This is a genomic window from Streptomyces sp. NPDC057438 (assembly GCF_042802995.1).
Lineage (GTDB): Bacteria > Actinomycetota > Actinomycetes > Streptomycetales > Streptomycetaceae > Streptomyces.
In genome coordinates, this window is record NZ_JBHVDD010000047.1 from 37,038 (window position 1) to 51,711 (window position 14,674).

At 73.1% G+C, this 14,674-nt stretch carries 8 protein-coding genes; 4 read left to right on the forward strand and 4 right to left on the reverse strand.

The window, feature by feature from the left end:
* Nucleotides 1–125 precede the first annotated feature (125 nt).
* From ACFU5F_RS24410 to ACFU5F_RS24420, 3 genes are all read left to right on the forward strand, one after another.
* Nucleotides 126–1,508 (forward strand): SMI1/KNR4 family protein, encoded by a 1,383-nt coding sequence (locus ACFU5F_RS24410; protein WP_383890945.1) that lies wholly within the window; start codon nt 126–128, stop codon nt 1,506–1,508.
* 116 nt (nt 1,509–1,624) lie between these two features.
* Nucleotides 1,625–3,307 (forward strand): serine/threonine-protein kinase, encoded by a 1,683-nt coding sequence (locus tag ACFU5F_RS24415; protein ID WP_383890948.1) that lies wholly within the window; start codon nt 1,625–1,627, stop codon nt 3,305–3,307.
* A gap of 121 nt (nt 3,308–3,428) precedes the next feature.
* Nucleotides 3,429–6,803: a pyruvate carboxylase gene (locus ACFU5F_RS24420; protein ID WP_383890951.1), complete on the forward strand. Its 3,375-nt coding sequence runs from the start codon at nt 3,429–3,431 to the stop codon at nt 6,801–6,803.
* 108 nt (nt 6,804–6,911) lie between these two features.
* On the opposite strand, the gene ACFU5F_RS24425 is transcribed toward ACFU5F_RS24420, so the two are convergent.
* The 3 genes from ACFU5F_RS24425 to ACFU5F_RS24435 form a co-directional block, all read right to left on the reverse strand.
* A complete protein-coding gene (locus tag ACFU5F_RS24425) occupies nt 6,912–8,258 on the reverse strand; it encodes a VWA-like domain-containing protein (protein ID WP_383890954.1) in 1,347 nt (448 codons plus the stop codon).
* Nucleotides 8,255–9,517 carry an AAA family ATPase gene (locus tag ACFU5F_RS24430; protein WP_383890957.1) on the reverse strand — a complete coding sequence of 421 codons (1,263 nt, stop codon included), beginning with the start codon at nt 9,515–9,517 and terminating at the stop codon, nt 8,255–8,257. The genes ACFU5F_RS24425 and ACFU5F_RS24430 overlap by 4 nt, the downstream gene beginning before the upstream one ends.
* 204 nt (nt 9,518–9,721) lie before the next feature.
* Nucleotides 9,722–11,173: a hypothetical protein gene (locus tag ACFU5F_RS24435; RefSeq protein ID WP_383890960.1), complete on the reverse strand. Its 1,452-nt coding sequence runs from the start codon at nt 11,171–11,173 to the stop codon at nt 9,722–9,724.
* A gap of 299 nt (nt 11,174–11,472) precedes the next feature.
* On the opposite strand from ACFU5F_RS24435, the gene ACFU5F_RS24440 reads away from it, so the two are divergent.
* Nucleotides 11,473–12,957, forward strand: coding sequence for an MFS transporter (locus ACFU5F_RS24440; RefSeq protein WP_383890963.1), 1,485 nt, complete (start codon nt 11,473–11,475; stop codon nt 12,955–12,957).
* Between the two features lie 25 nt (nt 12,958–12,982).
* Here the strand turns inward: ACFU5F_RS24440 and ACFU5F_RS24445 are convergent, their stop codons facing one another.
* Complete coding sequence (locus ACFU5F_RS24445) at nt 12,983–14,659, reverse strand: cellulase family glycosylhydrolase (RefSeq protein WP_383890966.1); 1,677 nt, start codon at nt 14,657–14,659, stop codon at nt 12,983–12,985.
* Nucleotides 14,660–14,674: the final 15 nt, after the last annotated feature.

Consider the following 14,674-nt stretch of genomic DNA (forward strand, 5'->3'; position numbering starts at 1 on the left):
ACCCGGCCTGAACGATGGGAGAACAGTGGCAGAACGATGGCAGGAGCGGGACCGGGGTCGGCCGGAGCATGATCCACTGGTGACCGTCACTTCGCCACGTTCGCCGGAAACGCCGGAGGTCACCGATGCCGTCTCCGCTGTACGAATTCGCCACCTGGGAACCCCTGTTGCGGGTCCTGCGGGCCGACAAGGCGCATGACCTGGCCACGCCCGGCGACGTGGCCGGACACGTGGGCCTCTACGGCTGGAGCCTGCCGCTGACCCGGCGGACGCCACCGCCCGGCCGGGCCGCCCAGGTCGAGGACTCCCAGGACGAGTACGACGCCGTGGCCCGCATCCACAGCGCGCTCGCCGAGGCCGGCATCGACGACATCGCGTTCACGGCGACCCTCTCCGCCTCCGGCCCGGCCGTGCTCCGGCTGCTCACCCCCAGCCCCGCCGCCGAACCCGGTGTCGGGGACGCGCACCCCGGCGCGCTGGTGCTGGTCGAGGGCGCCGTCCCCGAGCCCTGGCGCCGCCTGCCCGACCCGGTGCCCGACGCCGTACCCGCCCCGACCGTGGACCTCCTCCTCCTGGAGCGGACGCTCCGCGAACGCATCCCCGGTGCCGTCGCCGCGACGGAGGAGGAGATCGCCGCCGCGGAGGCCGGCCTCGGCGTCGCCCTGCCCGACGAACTCAAGGTGCTGTACCGGGTGACGCGGGCGCGCTGGCAGGACTGGGAGGACGACGAGGAGGGGGCCGAACGCGAGTCCGACGCGGTCGGCTGCGAACTCTTCCCCCTGGAGGGCCTGTACGTCGCCGACGCGGCGTCCCGGCACACCCTGTGGCAGTTCGCGGCGATGGACGCGGTCGTCACCCCGCCCGACGCCGAGGTGCAGGGCCTGGTGGGCTCGCCCGGCTGGATCGTCTTCGGTGACAACGGCGGCGGCGACCGGCTCGCCGTCGACCTGACACCGGGCCCGCGCGGACATACGGGTCAGATCATCCTCATCGGCCACGAGGAGCACACCGGCGCGGCCCTGATCGCCGATTCCCTCACGGACCTGGTGCTGAACGGCCCCCGCGGGGAACCGCGGCGGCGACGCGGCGACGGACCGCCGGTGGTGGCCCATGTCAACATCACCGGCATCACCGGCGTCGAGGCCGCCGCCCACCCCGGCCTTGAGGTGCTGAGCCTCGGCGTCTGGGACGGCGAGCCGTTCAGCCTCGCCCCCGTCGTCGGACTGCCCCGCCTGCGGACCCTGTCGGCCTACCCGGGCACGCTCGCCGACCCACTGGAGATCACCCGGCTGACCGGACTGGAATACCTCGCCCTCGCCCCCGAGGAATGGCGTGTCCTCCTCGACGCCGGAGCGGTTCCGGGCAGCCTCCTCGCCGCGGGCATCGTGGTGCACGGCGACCGGCACCCGCTGCCGATCGTCGACCTCGCCAACGAGATCCTCGCCCTCCGGCACCGCCCACCGATCACCCGAACCGTCCTCGAGGGAGACCTGGGGCCCCTGGCGTGAGCCGGTCCGGCATCCGTGGACGAACCCGGCGTTCGGGTGTCACCGGGCTCGGCTAGAGTCTCGCCTCACCTCGGTCGGACGTCCTGCCCGGGGCTGTGCGCTGGGGGTACGGCACCATGGGGCCCGAACGAACGGACCTGCCCGGTTACGAGATCCAGGAAGTCCTGGGCCGAGGCGGCTTCGCCACGGTCTACCGGGCCCGCCAACTGGCCGTGGGCCGCGAGGTCGCGCTGAAGGTGGACAGCCGGGTGCTGTCCACACCGCGCGACCGGCAGCGCTTCCTGCGCGAGGTCACGGCCGCCGGGCAGCTGTCCGGGCACCCCCACGTGGTCCCGGTGTACGACGCCGGAGTTCTCTCCGACAACCGCCCCTACATGGTGCTGGAACTGTGCCCCGGCGGCTCGCTCGGCGACCGGCTGCACCGGCAGGGCGCGTTTCCGGTCAAGGAGGCACGCGACATCGGCGTGGGCCTGGCCGACGCGGTGGCCGCCGCCCACGCCGCCGGGGTGCTGCACCGCGACATCAAGCCCGGCAACGTCATGGTCAACCGCTACGGAGGCGTCGCCCTCACCGACTTCGGCCTGGCCGCCATGCCCCGGCCCGGGCGCGAACTGTCCGTGACCCGGGAGGCGTTGACCCCCGCCTACGCGCCGCCCGAGGCGTTCCACATGGCGGATCCCAGCCCGGCCGGCGACGTCTACTCCCTGGCCGCGACCGTCCACGCCCTGCTGTGCGGCCGCCCGCCGCACCACCCCGAGGACGGCACCCAGCTCAGTCTCGCCGAACTGATCGTGCGCCACACCTGGCCCTACGCCGACCTCCCCGGGCTCCCGCCCGCCCTCAACGCGGCGCTCCGGCACGCCCTCACGGCCGACCCCGCCGGGCGGCTGTCCGACGCCGGCGCCTTCCGCGACGCCCTCGCCGCGATCGACCTCGACACCGTGGACCTGCGCGACGGAGGGGAAGCGGGCGGCAAAGGCGCGTTCGGCCCGGCGCCCGCCATGACGACGATGCCGCCGTACCGGGATGCCCCCACGACGGTGTTCCCGTACCGGGACGCCCCGCCCGCGACGATGCCGCCGCCCGCGACGATGCCGCCGTACGGGGCCGTGCCGCCGGGCGGGGGCGGCACGACGGTGGTGCCCGGGCCCGAGGGTGGCGACGGTGGCGGGCGGAAGGCACCGCGGCGGCGGCCGGTGGTGATCGCCGGGTTCGCGGCCGTGGCCGCCGTGGCCGTCTCCGTGAGTGTCACGGTGACGGTGGTGCAGTACGGGGACGACGAGAAGGCCGAGACCGGTGCGGGCCGCTCCTCCGCCTCCGCCTCGCCGTCCGCCGGTGCCACCGCCGGGGGCGCGGGGGCCTCCGGGTTCGAGGTGGCGACCACGGAGGAGAACTGTCCCGCCACCGAGGTCGCCGGAGTGGGCGGCCGGTGCGTCGCCACGCCGGAGTGCTGGAGCGGCATCGTCGACATCTCCGGCATCGTCACCGTCAGCCGCGCCGACTGTCGGACCAAGCACGTGTGGGAGACCTTCGCGATCGCCCCGCTGCCCAGGGACGGCACGACGAACAACGCGCGCGACCTGATCAGGCATCCGGACGTCAAGGCGCTGTGCTCGCAGAAGGTCATGGCCGCGACCATGACCGCGGGCGGCCGTGATGTCGCGAACGAGTGGAACGTCGACATCATCCCGCCGTCGGCGACGCAGTGGGACAAGGGACTGCGCGTCTTGCGCTGTGTGGCCGCGGCGGTCACGGACGACGGCGAGAAGACGGGGAGCCAGTTCACGGTGGCAGGCTGACCATGGCCCTGTCACGGGAGTCAGACCTCCGATCACCTGTCAGTGACGGGACTCTCATGGCACGTCGGCCGCATTGCCGCGACCATGGTGTTCCTCACCAGGCAGGCCGAAGGGATCCGGAATGCTCCGCAAGGTACTGGTCGCCAACCGTGGCGAGATCGCGATCCGCGCGTTCCGCGCCGGCTATGAAGTGGGCGCACGGACGGTCGCCGTCTTCCCCCACGAGGATCGCAACTCGCTGCACCGGCTCAAGGCCGACGAGGCCTACGAGATCGGCGAACCGGGCCACCCCGTGCGGGCCTATCTCTCCGTCGAGGAGGTCATGCGCGCCGCCCGCCTGGCCGGCGCCGACGCCGTCTACCCGGGCTACGGCTTCCTGTCCGAGAACCCCGAGCTGGCCCGGGCGTGCGAGGAGGCCGGCATCACGTTCGTCGGCCCCAGCGCGCACATCCTGGAGCTGACCGGCAACAAGGCGCGCGCGGTGGCCGCCGCCCGCGCCGCCGGCGTACCCGTCCTCGGCTCCTCCGAGCCCTCCACCGACGTGGACGCCCTGGTGCGCGCCGCCGACGACATCGGTTTCCCCGTGTTCGTCAAGGCCGTCGCGGGCGGCGGCGGGCGCGGAATGCGCCGCGTCGAGGACCCCGCCGCGCTGCGCGAGTCCATCGAGGCCGCCTCCCGCGAGGCCGCCTCCGCCTTCGGCGACCCCACCGTCTTCCTGGAGAAGGCCGTCGTCGAGCCCCGCCACATCGAGGTGCAGATCCTCGCCGACGGCCACGGCAACGTCATCCACCTCTTCGAACGCGACTGTTCGGTGCAGCGCCGCCACCAGAAGGTCATCGAGCTGGCGCCCGCCCCGAACCTCGACCCGGCCCTGCGCGACCGCATCTGCGCCGACGCCGTCCGCTTCGCCCGCGAGATCGGCTACCGCAACGCGGGCACCGTCGAGTTCCTCCTCGACCGCGACGGCAACCACGTCTTCATCGAGATGAACCCCCGTATCCAGGTCGAGCACACGGTCACCGAGGAGGTCACCGACGTCGACCTCGTCCAGTCCCAGCTGCGGATCGCCGCCGGGGCCACCCTCGCCGAACTCGGCCTGTCCCAGGAGACCGTCACCCTGCGCGGCGCCGCCCTGCAGTGCCGTATCACCACCGAGGACCCCGCCAACGGCTTCCGCCCCGACACCGGCCGGATCAGCGCCTACCGCTCGCCCGGCGGCTCCGGCATCCGTCTCGACGGCGGCACCACCCACGCCGGTACGGAGATCAGCGCCCACTTCGACTCCATGCTGGTCAAACTGACCTGCCGGGGGCGGGACTTCACCACCGCCGTCAACCGGGCCCGCCGCGCGGTCGCCGAGTTCCGCATCCGGGGCGTCTCCACCAACATCCCGTTCCTGCAGGCCGTCCTCGACGACCCCGACTTCCAGTCCGGCAACGTCACCACGTCCTTCATCGAGCAGCGCCCGCACCTGCTCACCTCCCGCCACTCGGCCGACCGGGGCACCAAGCTGCTCACCTATCTGGCCGACGTGACCGTGAACAAGCCGAACGGCCCACGGCCCGACCTCGTCGACCCGACGGCCAAGCTGCCGAGGGCCACCGCGGCCGAGCCCCCGGCCGGCTCCAAGCAGAAGCTCGTCGAACTCGGCCCGGAGGGCTTCGCCCGCTGGCTGCGCGAGTCGCCGACCATCGGCGTCACCGACACCACTTTCCGGGACGCCCACCAGTCGCTGCTCGCCACCCGGGTCCGGACCAAGGACATGCTCGCCGTCGCCCCCGTGGTCGCCCGGACGCTCCCGCAGCTGCTCTCCCTGGAGTGCTGGGGCGGCGCCACCTACGACGTCGCCCTGCGGTTCCTCGCCGAGGACCCCTGGGAGCGCCTGGCCGCCTTCCGCGCCGCCGCCCCCAACATCTGCCTCCAGATGCTGCTGCGCGGCCGCAACACCGTCGGCTACACGCCGTACCCGACCGAGGTCACCGATGCCTTCGTCCAGGAGGCCACCGAGACCGGTATCGACATCTTCCGGATCTTCGACGCGCTCAACGACGTGGGCCAGATGCGGCCCGCCATCGACGCCGTCCGCGCCACCGGAACGGCCGTCGCCGAGGTCGCCCTCTGCTACACCTCCGATCTCTCCAACCCTGCCGAGCGGCTCTACACCCTCGACTACTACCTCCGGCTGGCCGAGCAGATCGTCGAGGCCGGCGCCCACGTCCTGGCCGTCAAGGACATGGCGGGTCTGCTGCGCGCCCCCGCCGCCACCAAGCTGGTGACCGCGCTGCGCCGCGAGTTCGACCTGCCGGTGCACATCCACACCCACGACACGGCCGGCGGCCAGCTCGCCACCTATCTCGCCGCGATCCAGGCCGGCGCCGACGCCGTCGACGGGGCCGTGGCCTCCATGGCGGGCACCACCTCCCAGCCGTCGCTGTCCGCGATCGTGGCCGCGACCGACTACTCGGACCGCCCCACGGGCCTCGACCTGCGCGCCGTCGGCGACCTGGAGCCCTACTGGGAGAGCGTCCGCCGCATCTACGCCCCGTTCGAGGCGGGCCTCGCCTCCCCGACCGGCCGCGTCTACGACCACGAGATCCCCGGCGGCCAGCTCTCCAACCTGCGCACCCAGGCCGTCGCCCTCGGCCTCGGCGACCGCTTCGAGGACATCGAGGCGATGTACACCGCCGCCGACCGCATCCTCGGCCACCTGGTCAAGGTCACGCCGTCCTCCAAGGTGGTCGGCGACCTCGCCCTGCACCTCGTGGGCGCCGGGGTGTCACCCGCCGACTTCGAGGCCACGCCCGACCGGTTCGACATCCCCGACTCCGTCATCGGCTTCCTCCGCGGCGAGCTGGGCACCCCGCCCGGCGGCTGGCCCGAGCCGTTCCGCAGCAAGGCCCTCCAGGGCCGCGCCGACGCCAAGCCCGTCCAGGACCTGGACGCCGAGGACCGCGCCGGACTGGAGAAGGACCGCCGCGCCACCCTCAACCGGCTCCTGTTCCCCGGCCCGACACGCGAGTTCGAGAACCACCGTCAGACGTACGGCGACACCAGCGTCCTCGACAGCAAGGACTTCTTCTACGGCCTCGGCCCCGGCAAGGAGTACGCCGTCGACCTGGAGCCCGGTGTGCGGCTCCTCATCGGCCTGGAGGCCGTGGGCGAGGCCGACGAGCGCGGTATGCGCACGGTGATGTCCACCCTGAACGGCCAGCTGCGGCCGATCCAGATCCGCGACAAGGCCGCCTCCTCGGACATCCCCGTCACGGAGAAGGCCGACCGCTCCAACCCGGGCCACGTCGCCGCCCCCTTCGCCGGCGTGGTCACCCTGGCGGTCGCCGAGGGCGACGAGGTCGCGGCGGGCGCGACCGTCGCCACCATCGAGGCGATGAAGATGGAGGCCACCATCACCGTCCCGAAGGCCGGCCGGGTCTCCCGCCTGGCCATCAACAAGATCCAGCAGGTGGAGGGCGGCGACCTGCTGGTCGAGATCGGCTGACCGCCGGCGGGCGCCGCGCGTCGACGGACCCGTTACGGACGTCAGCGCGCGGCGGCGGCCGACAGCCGTGCGCATTGTCATGTGAGTGTTCCGAGGGGCCGACGGGGCTCATCCGATCTGCACCACGCGGGCCCAGTCCGGGGGTGAGTGGGGTACGTAGTCGGGGTCGTGCTCGCTCCATGTGAGGTGCCGGGAGTGCCGGGGGAACAGGCCGACCACGGTCCGGCACGGCGGCCGGGAGGCGGGCCAGGGTGTCTGTCCGTCGGTGAGGGCCACGATCACGTCGGGCCTGGGGTTGCTGCGCAGCGCCCGGGTGAAGCCGGCGCGCAGGTTCGTCCCGCCGCCGCCCAGCAGGGGAATGCCCTCGGCCTTGCACAGCGGATGGGCGATCCGGGCCGCAGCGTCGCAGGGGACGACGGTGACGAGGTCCCGTCGGCCGCCCACGGCACGGGAGATCGCCGCGACCTCCAGCAGCGCGCTGCCCAGTTCCGCGTCACTCACCGACCCGGAGGTGTCGATGATCACCGAGACGTGGGGCGGCCGGCGCCGCAGACTCGGCAGCACGGTCCCCGGCACACCGGCCGAGCGCCGCGACGGCCGACCGTAGCTGTAGTCCTCGCCCGCGCCGGGCGCGGACGCCGCCGACCGCACCGCCGCGCCCAGCAGATCGCGCCACGGCTGGGGCGGATGGAACGCCTCCTCCGCCCAGCGCTTCCAGCCCGCGGACGCCGACCCCGGACGGCCGGTGATGCCCTGGGCCACCCGGAACCGGACCGCGTCCCGTTCCTGCTCGCTCAGGGCGTGCGCCCCGTCCGCCCCCAGCTCCCACTCCCGTTCCAGACCGTCGGCGCCGCTGCCGCAGTCCAGCCACGCGAACTCACCCGTCTGCGCCCCCAGTTGGAACTGACGCAGATAGTCCTCCATCAGCTGTCCCTCGGGCAGCCGCAGGAACGCCGGATCGACGACGCCCTCGGGCTTGACCAGTCCGTCGCCGAAGGCGTCGTCGTTGATCTCGCAGTCGGCGGCGATGTTCATCCGCAGCCGCTCCCCGGGCCCGGTCAGGCCGCGCTCCCTGGCGACCCGGTCACTGCGCCCGTGGTGGTCGCGCAGGAGATGAGACACCTCGTGCACCCACACCCCGGCCAGCTCCTCCACCGGCGTACGGTCCACGAAGTCCGGGGAGACGTAACACCGCCAGTACCGGTCGACGCCCATCGTGGGCACCCGCGGGGACTCGACCGCGTGCAGCGCGAACAACGCGGTCGCCAGATAGGGGCGGGCCCGCGCCGCCTGCAGCCGGGCGGTGTACAGCTTGTCGAAGTCGAGCACCCGCGCGCTGCTGCCGGTGCTCGCCCCCGCGTGCGTGCCGGCGCTGTGGGCAGCCGTTCCGGTGGCTGTCGCACCCGCGGCCGCGTCCTTCCGGTCAGTCGACCCGGCTGTCATCGGGGCTGTCATCGGCGGGTCCTCGTCGCCTGCTCGGCGCGGGACGCCGCCTCGTCCGCTCGCCGGGACAGGGTCACCACTCCGGCGAGGCTCTCGATCGCCGCCGGCACGTCCCAGTCGTCGCGGCGCAGGGACGCGAGGGTGGTAGCGGGGACGACCACCAGATCCGGGGCACCGGTCTCCAGCGCCCGCACCAGCAGCGCCCACGCCGCGTCCCAGCGGCCCTTCTCCGGCCGTGCCCGGACCGCCGCCACCACACCGTCGAGCACCGCCTGCCGCAGATCCCCCCGCTGGGGCAGGTCCGCCCCCGACGGGTCGGCGAGCAGCGTCTCGGGATCCGGCAGGTCGAGCCGGTCCAGCGAGGCCAGCAGCTCCAGCCCCGGACCGTCGCCCACGGTGCCCCGCACCAACTGGGAGAGTACATCGCGCGAGACGCCGGCGGCGGTCGCGAAGGCGATCAGATGCAGCGTCATCTCCCAGCTCCGGGGGGACGGCCACGGCCCGCCTCGGCGACTCTCGCTGTTCGGCAGCTGATGCACGAGCTTGGGCCGCGCGGCCAGCAGCGCGCACACCGCACGCCGGGCGAACTCCACCGCCTCCGGCAGCCTTTCCGGCGCGAGCCGCGGCAGGGTGGCCCGCGGCCAGGTCCCGCCGAGACCCCGTACGACGACCTCGTGGTCGTGCGTCCACTGCAGATGCACGAACCGGTTGGCCAGCGGGGGGCTCAGCTCCCAGCCGTCCGCCGCCGAGGACCGGGGGTTGGCGGCGGCCACGATCCGTACACCGGGCGGCAGTTGCAGAGCACCGATCCGCCGCTCCAGCACCAGACGCAGCAACGCGGCCTGCACGGCGGGCGGCGCCGTCGACAGCTCGTCCAGGAACAGCAGCCCCCGGCCCGCGCGCACCAGCCGCACCGCCCAGTCCGGCGGCGCCATCGGCACGCCCTGCTCGGCCGGGTCGTCTCCCACGATCGGGAGCCCCGAGAAGTCGGACGGCTCGTGCACGCTGGCGATCACGGTCGTCAGCGGGAGGTCCAGGGCGGTCGCGAGCTGGGTCAGCGCCGCGGTCTTGCCGATCCCGGGCTCACCCCACAGCAGGACGGGCAGGTCGGCGGCGACGGCCAGGGTCAGTGCCTCCAGCTGGGCGTCGGGGCGCGGTTCGGTGGTCGTGGTGCGCAGCAGGCTCAACAGGTCCGCCGCTACGTCGAGTTGGGAGGTGCGGCCGGGCGGGGTGTGCGCGACGGGCAGGGGGAACGGGGTGCATGTGGGCATGTGAGTCACCTTGGGGTGTAGGGGGCCGAAGGCCTGTGATGGGTGCGGGTACCGCGAGAGGCCAGGGGGCAGGAGTCAGGAGGGAAGGGCCAGGAGGGAAGGGCCAGGAGTCAGGAGTCAGGAGGGAGGGGCCAGGAGTCAAGGGCCTGCTCGGCCGGGCCACGAGTCAGGAACGGGTGGACCCGGTCGCCCCGGTCGCCCGGGTCAGTAGAAGGTCGCGTCGCGGGGGCGGCGGTGGCGGGGAGGGCGGCGGCCGGCGTCGGCACGGACCCGTCCGGGGAGCGGTTCGGCGATACCGGCCCGGTACAGGCCGTAGACGATCCGCCGTTGGGCGGCCGACTCCAGTTCGTCCCGCAGAGGTCCGTCGCGCAGGACCGCCTCGGGGCCGAGGAGGCCCTCGACGACGGCCAGCGCACCGGCGACGTCCCCGTGGTCCAGGCGTTCGCGCACACCGGACAGGCAGTCCGGACGGCGGTGTGCCTCGTCGATGGCCCGTAGACAGGGGAGGGGAGTGCCGGTCAGGTGCACCAGCAGTTCCTCGCGCCGCAGCTCGGCCGGGTCATGGTCGAGAGCCGTCAGGGTCCCGTCGACCAGGCCGATCCGGTGCCGCTCACCGCGGCAGTCCACGACGCGTGGCCGCCCCGCCCGGTCCAGGACCTCGTGGGGCCCGGGCCCGGACCGTTCGTGATCCGGTACGAGCGCCGCCGCGACCAGAGGGTGCAGCCGCCCGGCGTCGAGCGCTCCGGCACGGATCAGCTCCAGGTCGGGCAGCGCCCAGGTCGCGGCGTCGGGGAGGACCGGCAAGGAGGTGAAAGCACCGTCGTCGCCCCGTGCGGCCGTGATCCGCAGCGAGGGTGACCCGCTGTCGCCGTCCGCACCCCGGTGAGTCTCCGGGCGCCGGCCCTGACCCGCTCCCGAGTCCAGGCCCAGGTCCAGGAGCAGCCGGCGTCGGGTCCCGCACCGTACGAGAACGGTCCCCGTGGGCCGCCCCTCGGCGCGGAGCACGATCGCCGCCTCGTCCGCCCATCGCTCGACGGCGCAGCCGAGTTCCGCGGCCGGCGTCCCCCACACGTCCGGCCCGGGCGGACGCGGCCCCGGTGGCCGGTCCGCTCCGGAGCGGCCGCGCAGCTCACCCGCCCTGCGCGCGTCCCAGAGGTGGCGGTGCAGATCGAGCCGGTACCGACGGCTGGGGCGTGCGTGCGGATGAGCGGGGGCACGGGGGTCGGAGCGGGATCCGTCCCACAGCGCGAGACTGATCCGCTGCCCGGCGTCCGCCCAGGCGGGCGGTGTCCGGACCACGAGGTGCACGGGACTCGGGCTCTCACGCCCGGCCGTGGGGTACCGGGCCAGTGTGAGGGTCAGGCCCGGCCGCAGCAGTCCGTCGGGGGCGATCCTCGGCATGTGCCAGCGCAGCAGGTCCGGAGCCAGGTTCCGGAGATCGGTCCGGACCCGGGCCTGGAACTCCCGGCCGTACGCGTGCGCCACGGAACGCATGTCGAGGTCGATGTCGACGCCCGCGGCGGCGCACGCACCGGCCCAGTCGCCGACGGAGCGGCGGGCGGTCGCGGTCTCGACCATGGAGGGGGGCACGGCGAACTCGCGCACGCGCAACCAGAAGGAAAGGCGGGGATCCCCGTTCGCGGTGTCGGTGAGCATCAGCACTCACCTTGCGCGGACGGGACCCCCGTTCTGCCGAGGGAGTGTGTAGTCATCGCGGCGACCGTAACGCCGGCCCGCGCGATGGCGCACCTGTTTTTCCGATCCGGGACGTGCGCGTGCGGGGATCGAGCCCGAGTGGTGACGCCCAGGTCACCGGCGTACCGTCGAACAGTGGAACGCGACGGCGGACGGAACCGTTCGCCGGACCCGGCCCCTTGCGACCTATCATGAGCGATCCTCGCCAGACGTCCCCAGGACTCACCACCACCCGGGAAACGGGCGGTGGCGGCAATGGGATGGCGCTGTTCGTCATCGCCTCGTGCCAGTTGATGGTGGTGCTGGACATCACCATCGTGAACATCGCTCTGCCGGACATCCAGCGGTCCCTGGACTTCTCCACGACAAGCCTCGCCTGGGTGGTCAACGCGTACACGCTGACCTTCGGCGGCCTGTTGCTGCTGGGCGGCCGGGCCGGGGACATCCTCGGCCGACGGCGGGTCTTCGTCTTCGGCGTGCTGCTGTTCGTCCTGGCCTCGCTCCTCGGCGGCCTGGCCCAGAACGAGGCCCAACTCCTCGCTGCCCGCGCCCTCCAGGGTGTCGGCGGTGCCATCGCCTCCCCGACGTCCCTCGCCCTGATCAGTACGACGTTCCGCGAAGGACCGGAGCGCAACCGGGCGTTCGGGGTGTTCGCGGCGGTCTCGGCGGGCGGCGGCGCGATCGGGCTGCTCGCCGGCGGCGTCCTCGTGGAGTGGCTGAACTGGCGATGGGTCCTGTTCGTCAACGTGCCGATCGGCCTGCTGATCGCGCTGGCGACACCGCGTTGGATCCGTGAGTCCGCGCGCACACCCGGGCACTTCGACATCACCGGCGCCCTCACCTCCACCCTGGGCATGGTGTTCCTGGTGTACGGCTTCATCCGGGCCGCGCAGGAGGGCTGGCGGGACACGCTCACGCTGGCCTCGTTCGCCGGGGCCGTCGTACTGCTGGCGGCGTTCGTGCTGGTGGAGAAGCGCTCCCGGCAGCCGATCACTCCCCTCCACATGTTCGCCGACCGCAACCGCGCCGGAACCTACGGCATCATGCTGTGCCTGGCGGCCGCGATCTTCGGCATGTTCTTCTTCCTGACGCTGTTCACCCAGAACGTGCTGGACTTCAGCCCGTTGGCCACCGGGCTGGCGTTCCTGCCGGTCAGCGCCGTCATCGCGGTCGGGGCCGGGCTGGCCTCCCGGTTCCTGCCCGTGTACGGGCCCAAACCGTTCATGGTGGGGGGCGCGATCCTCGCGGCCGTCGGCCTGGGCTGGCTGACCCTGACCGACGTCCACTCCACCTACGCCGGCAGTGTCCTCGGCCCGATGCTCGTCTTCAGCCTCGGCATGGGCATGGAGTTCGTCTCGCTGACCCTGATGGCCCTCTCCGACGTCCCCACAGCGGAGACCGGTGCGGCCTCCGGGCTCCTCAACGCCACCCAGCAGGTCGGCGGTTCACTCGGCCTCTCCATCCTCGTCACGATGTACGGCACGGCCAGCACCAACGAGGCGGCCGAGCAGGTCCCGGACTTCCTCTCCCAGGCGACTCCGGCCGAGCGCCTGCGGTTCGAACAGACCGGGCAGCTCCCGCCGCCCTGGTCCGACGAGGTGCTCACCGCGGGCGTCTCGGCCGCCTTCGTCATGGCCGCGATCTTCACCGTCGTCGCCGCCCTGATCGCCGTCCTGGCCATCCAGGTACGGCCCTCGGACCTGGAGCGGCTGAAGGGCGGCGGGGCCGGGCCGGGCCCGGGCTGAGCTGCCACGGGTCCGGCCCGGAGGGTCATGACGTCGTGCAGGAGGCCCCGTTGAGGGTGAACGCGGTCGGCGCCGGGTTGGTGGTGCCACGGCTCGCCGTGAACCCGAGGGAGACCGAACCCGCGGCCGGGATCTTCGCGGTGTACGAGGCGGCGGTGACGGTGACGGCCGCGCCGGACTGGGCCGCCGTACCGCCCCAGAGGCTGGAGACGCGCTGGCTGCCGGGGAACGTCCAGCGCAGGGTCCAGCCGTCGACGGCCGAGGTGCCGGTATTGCGGATGACGATCTCGCCCTGGAATCCGCCGGGCCATTCGCCCGTCACCCGGTAGCCGACGGCGCAGGCCGCCGTGGAACCGCCGGACGCGGTCGTGACGTTCACCGTTCCCGAGCGTGCCGAGCGGTTGCCGGCGGCGTCCCGCGCGTACACGGCGAAGGTGTACGACGTGGCGGGGGTCAGCCCGGTGAGCGTCGCGGAGGTGCCCGTCGTGGTGGTCGCGGCGGTCTCGGTGCTGCCGCTGACACGGACGACGTCGTAGCCGGTGACGCCCGTCGCGTCGGTGGCGGCGGCCCAGGTCAGGGTGGCGGACGAGGAGGTCACCGCGGAGGCGGCCGGGGTGCCGGGGGCCGTCGGGGGAGTGGTGTCGCCGCCCGAGGAGGCGTAGATCGCGGCCTCCTTCGACGTGGCCGCGATGCCGTTCGCGCCGTTGAAGAGGCGCTGCCCCCAGCTGGTCAGCTGGTCCGGGTCGAAGCCGGTCACCAGGTCCAGGTACTCGACACCGCCGCCGTTGCCGCTCCAGGACCAGCCGAGGTAACCGAGGCCGAGCCGCTGCGCGGTGGCGAGGATGGCGTCCTCGTCGGGGTTGCCGTCCGAGTGGTCGTGCCCGAACTCGCCGATCACGATGGGCAGTCTGGCCTGCACGAACCGGTTGAGGTAGTCGTTCACCTCCGCCGCCGTGTCGAAGACGCCGTACATGTGGATGGAGAAGATCGTGTTGGCGTCCGGGTCGGCCGCGAAGACGGAGGCCGCGTTGTCGCGCATCGTGAACGCCCAGTCCTGGCCCCAGTTGGGGGCGTCGACCATGATCGTGTGGTCGAATCCGGCGGCGCGCAGCTTCTGGATCGCCGCCTTGGTGTCCGCCGTCCAGCCCGCGTAGTTGTTGTTGCCGTACGGCTCGTTGCCGATGTTGACGATGACGTGGTCCTCCTGGCCCGTCAGCGCGCTCTGCACATCGATCCAGTAGTCGGCGGCCCGGGAGAGGGTCGCCGCCCCGCTCTGCTCGCCGTACCCCGTGGTGTCGTGCACCTCCAGGACACAGATGAGCCGGTTCCGCTTGCACTGCGTCACGACGTTCGCCACGTCGGCGGTGTCGTTGCGGGTCCACCGGTCACCGCTGGAGAGGACCACGCGCACGGTGTTGGCGCCCTTGGCCTTGATGTGGGCGAGCGAGCCGATCCGGTCCGTGTACCAGGTGTGGGCGTGATTCACACCGCGCATCACGAAGTCGTTGCCGGAGCGCTCCAGCAGCCGGCCGTTCTCGATCCGGAAGCCGGGCGGCGCCGCGTGCGCCGGCGTGCCGAAGACGAACAAGGGGAGCAGCAGGCCGAGGAGGGCGACGGCGAGGGTGCCGGTCCGGGATGGACGGCGCCGACGGGGCGTACCAGGGGTGCGGGCGGGTGCTGTCGTGCGCGTGAGGGCTCTCATGGCGGCTCCAGCGAG

What these genes read in the sequence shown, in the direction of transcription:
- ACFU5F_RS24440 (WP_383890963.1), top strand. Translation starts at nt 11,473, where the DNA reads ATGGCGCTGTTCGTCATCGCCTCGTGCCAGTTGATGGTGGTGCTGGAC.
- ACFU5F_RS24425 (WP_383890954.1), bottom strand. Translation starts at nt 8,258, where the DNA reads ATGACAGCCCCGATGACAGCCGGGTCGACTGACCGGAAGGACGCGGCC.
- ACFU5F_RS24410 (WP_383890945.1), top strand. Translation starts at nt 126, where the DNA reads ATGCCGTCTCCGCTGTACGAATTCGCCACCTGGGAACCCCTGTTGCGG.
- ACFU5F_RS24430 (WP_383890957.1), bottom strand. Translation starts at nt 9,517, where the DNA reads ATGCCCACATGCACCCCGTTCCCCCTGCCCGTCGCGCACACCCCGCCC.
- ACFU5F_RS24435 (WP_383890960.1), bottom strand. Translation starts at nt 11,173, where the DNA reads ATGCTCACCGACACCGCGAACGGGGATCCCCGCCTTTCCTTCTGGTTG.
- ACFU5F_RS24415 (WP_383890948.1), top strand. Translation starts at nt 1,625, where the DNA reads ATGGGGCCCGAACGAACGGACCTGCCCGGTTACGAGATCCAGGAAGTC.
- ACFU5F_RS24445 (WP_383890966.1), bottom strand. Translation starts at nt 14,659, where the DNA reads ATGAGAGCCCTCACGCGCACGACAGCACCCGCCCGCACCCCTGGTACG.
- ACFU5F_RS24420 (WP_383890951.1), top strand. Translation starts at nt 3,429, where the DNA reads ATGCTCCGCAAGGTACTGGTCGCCAACCGTGGCGAGATCGCGATCCGC.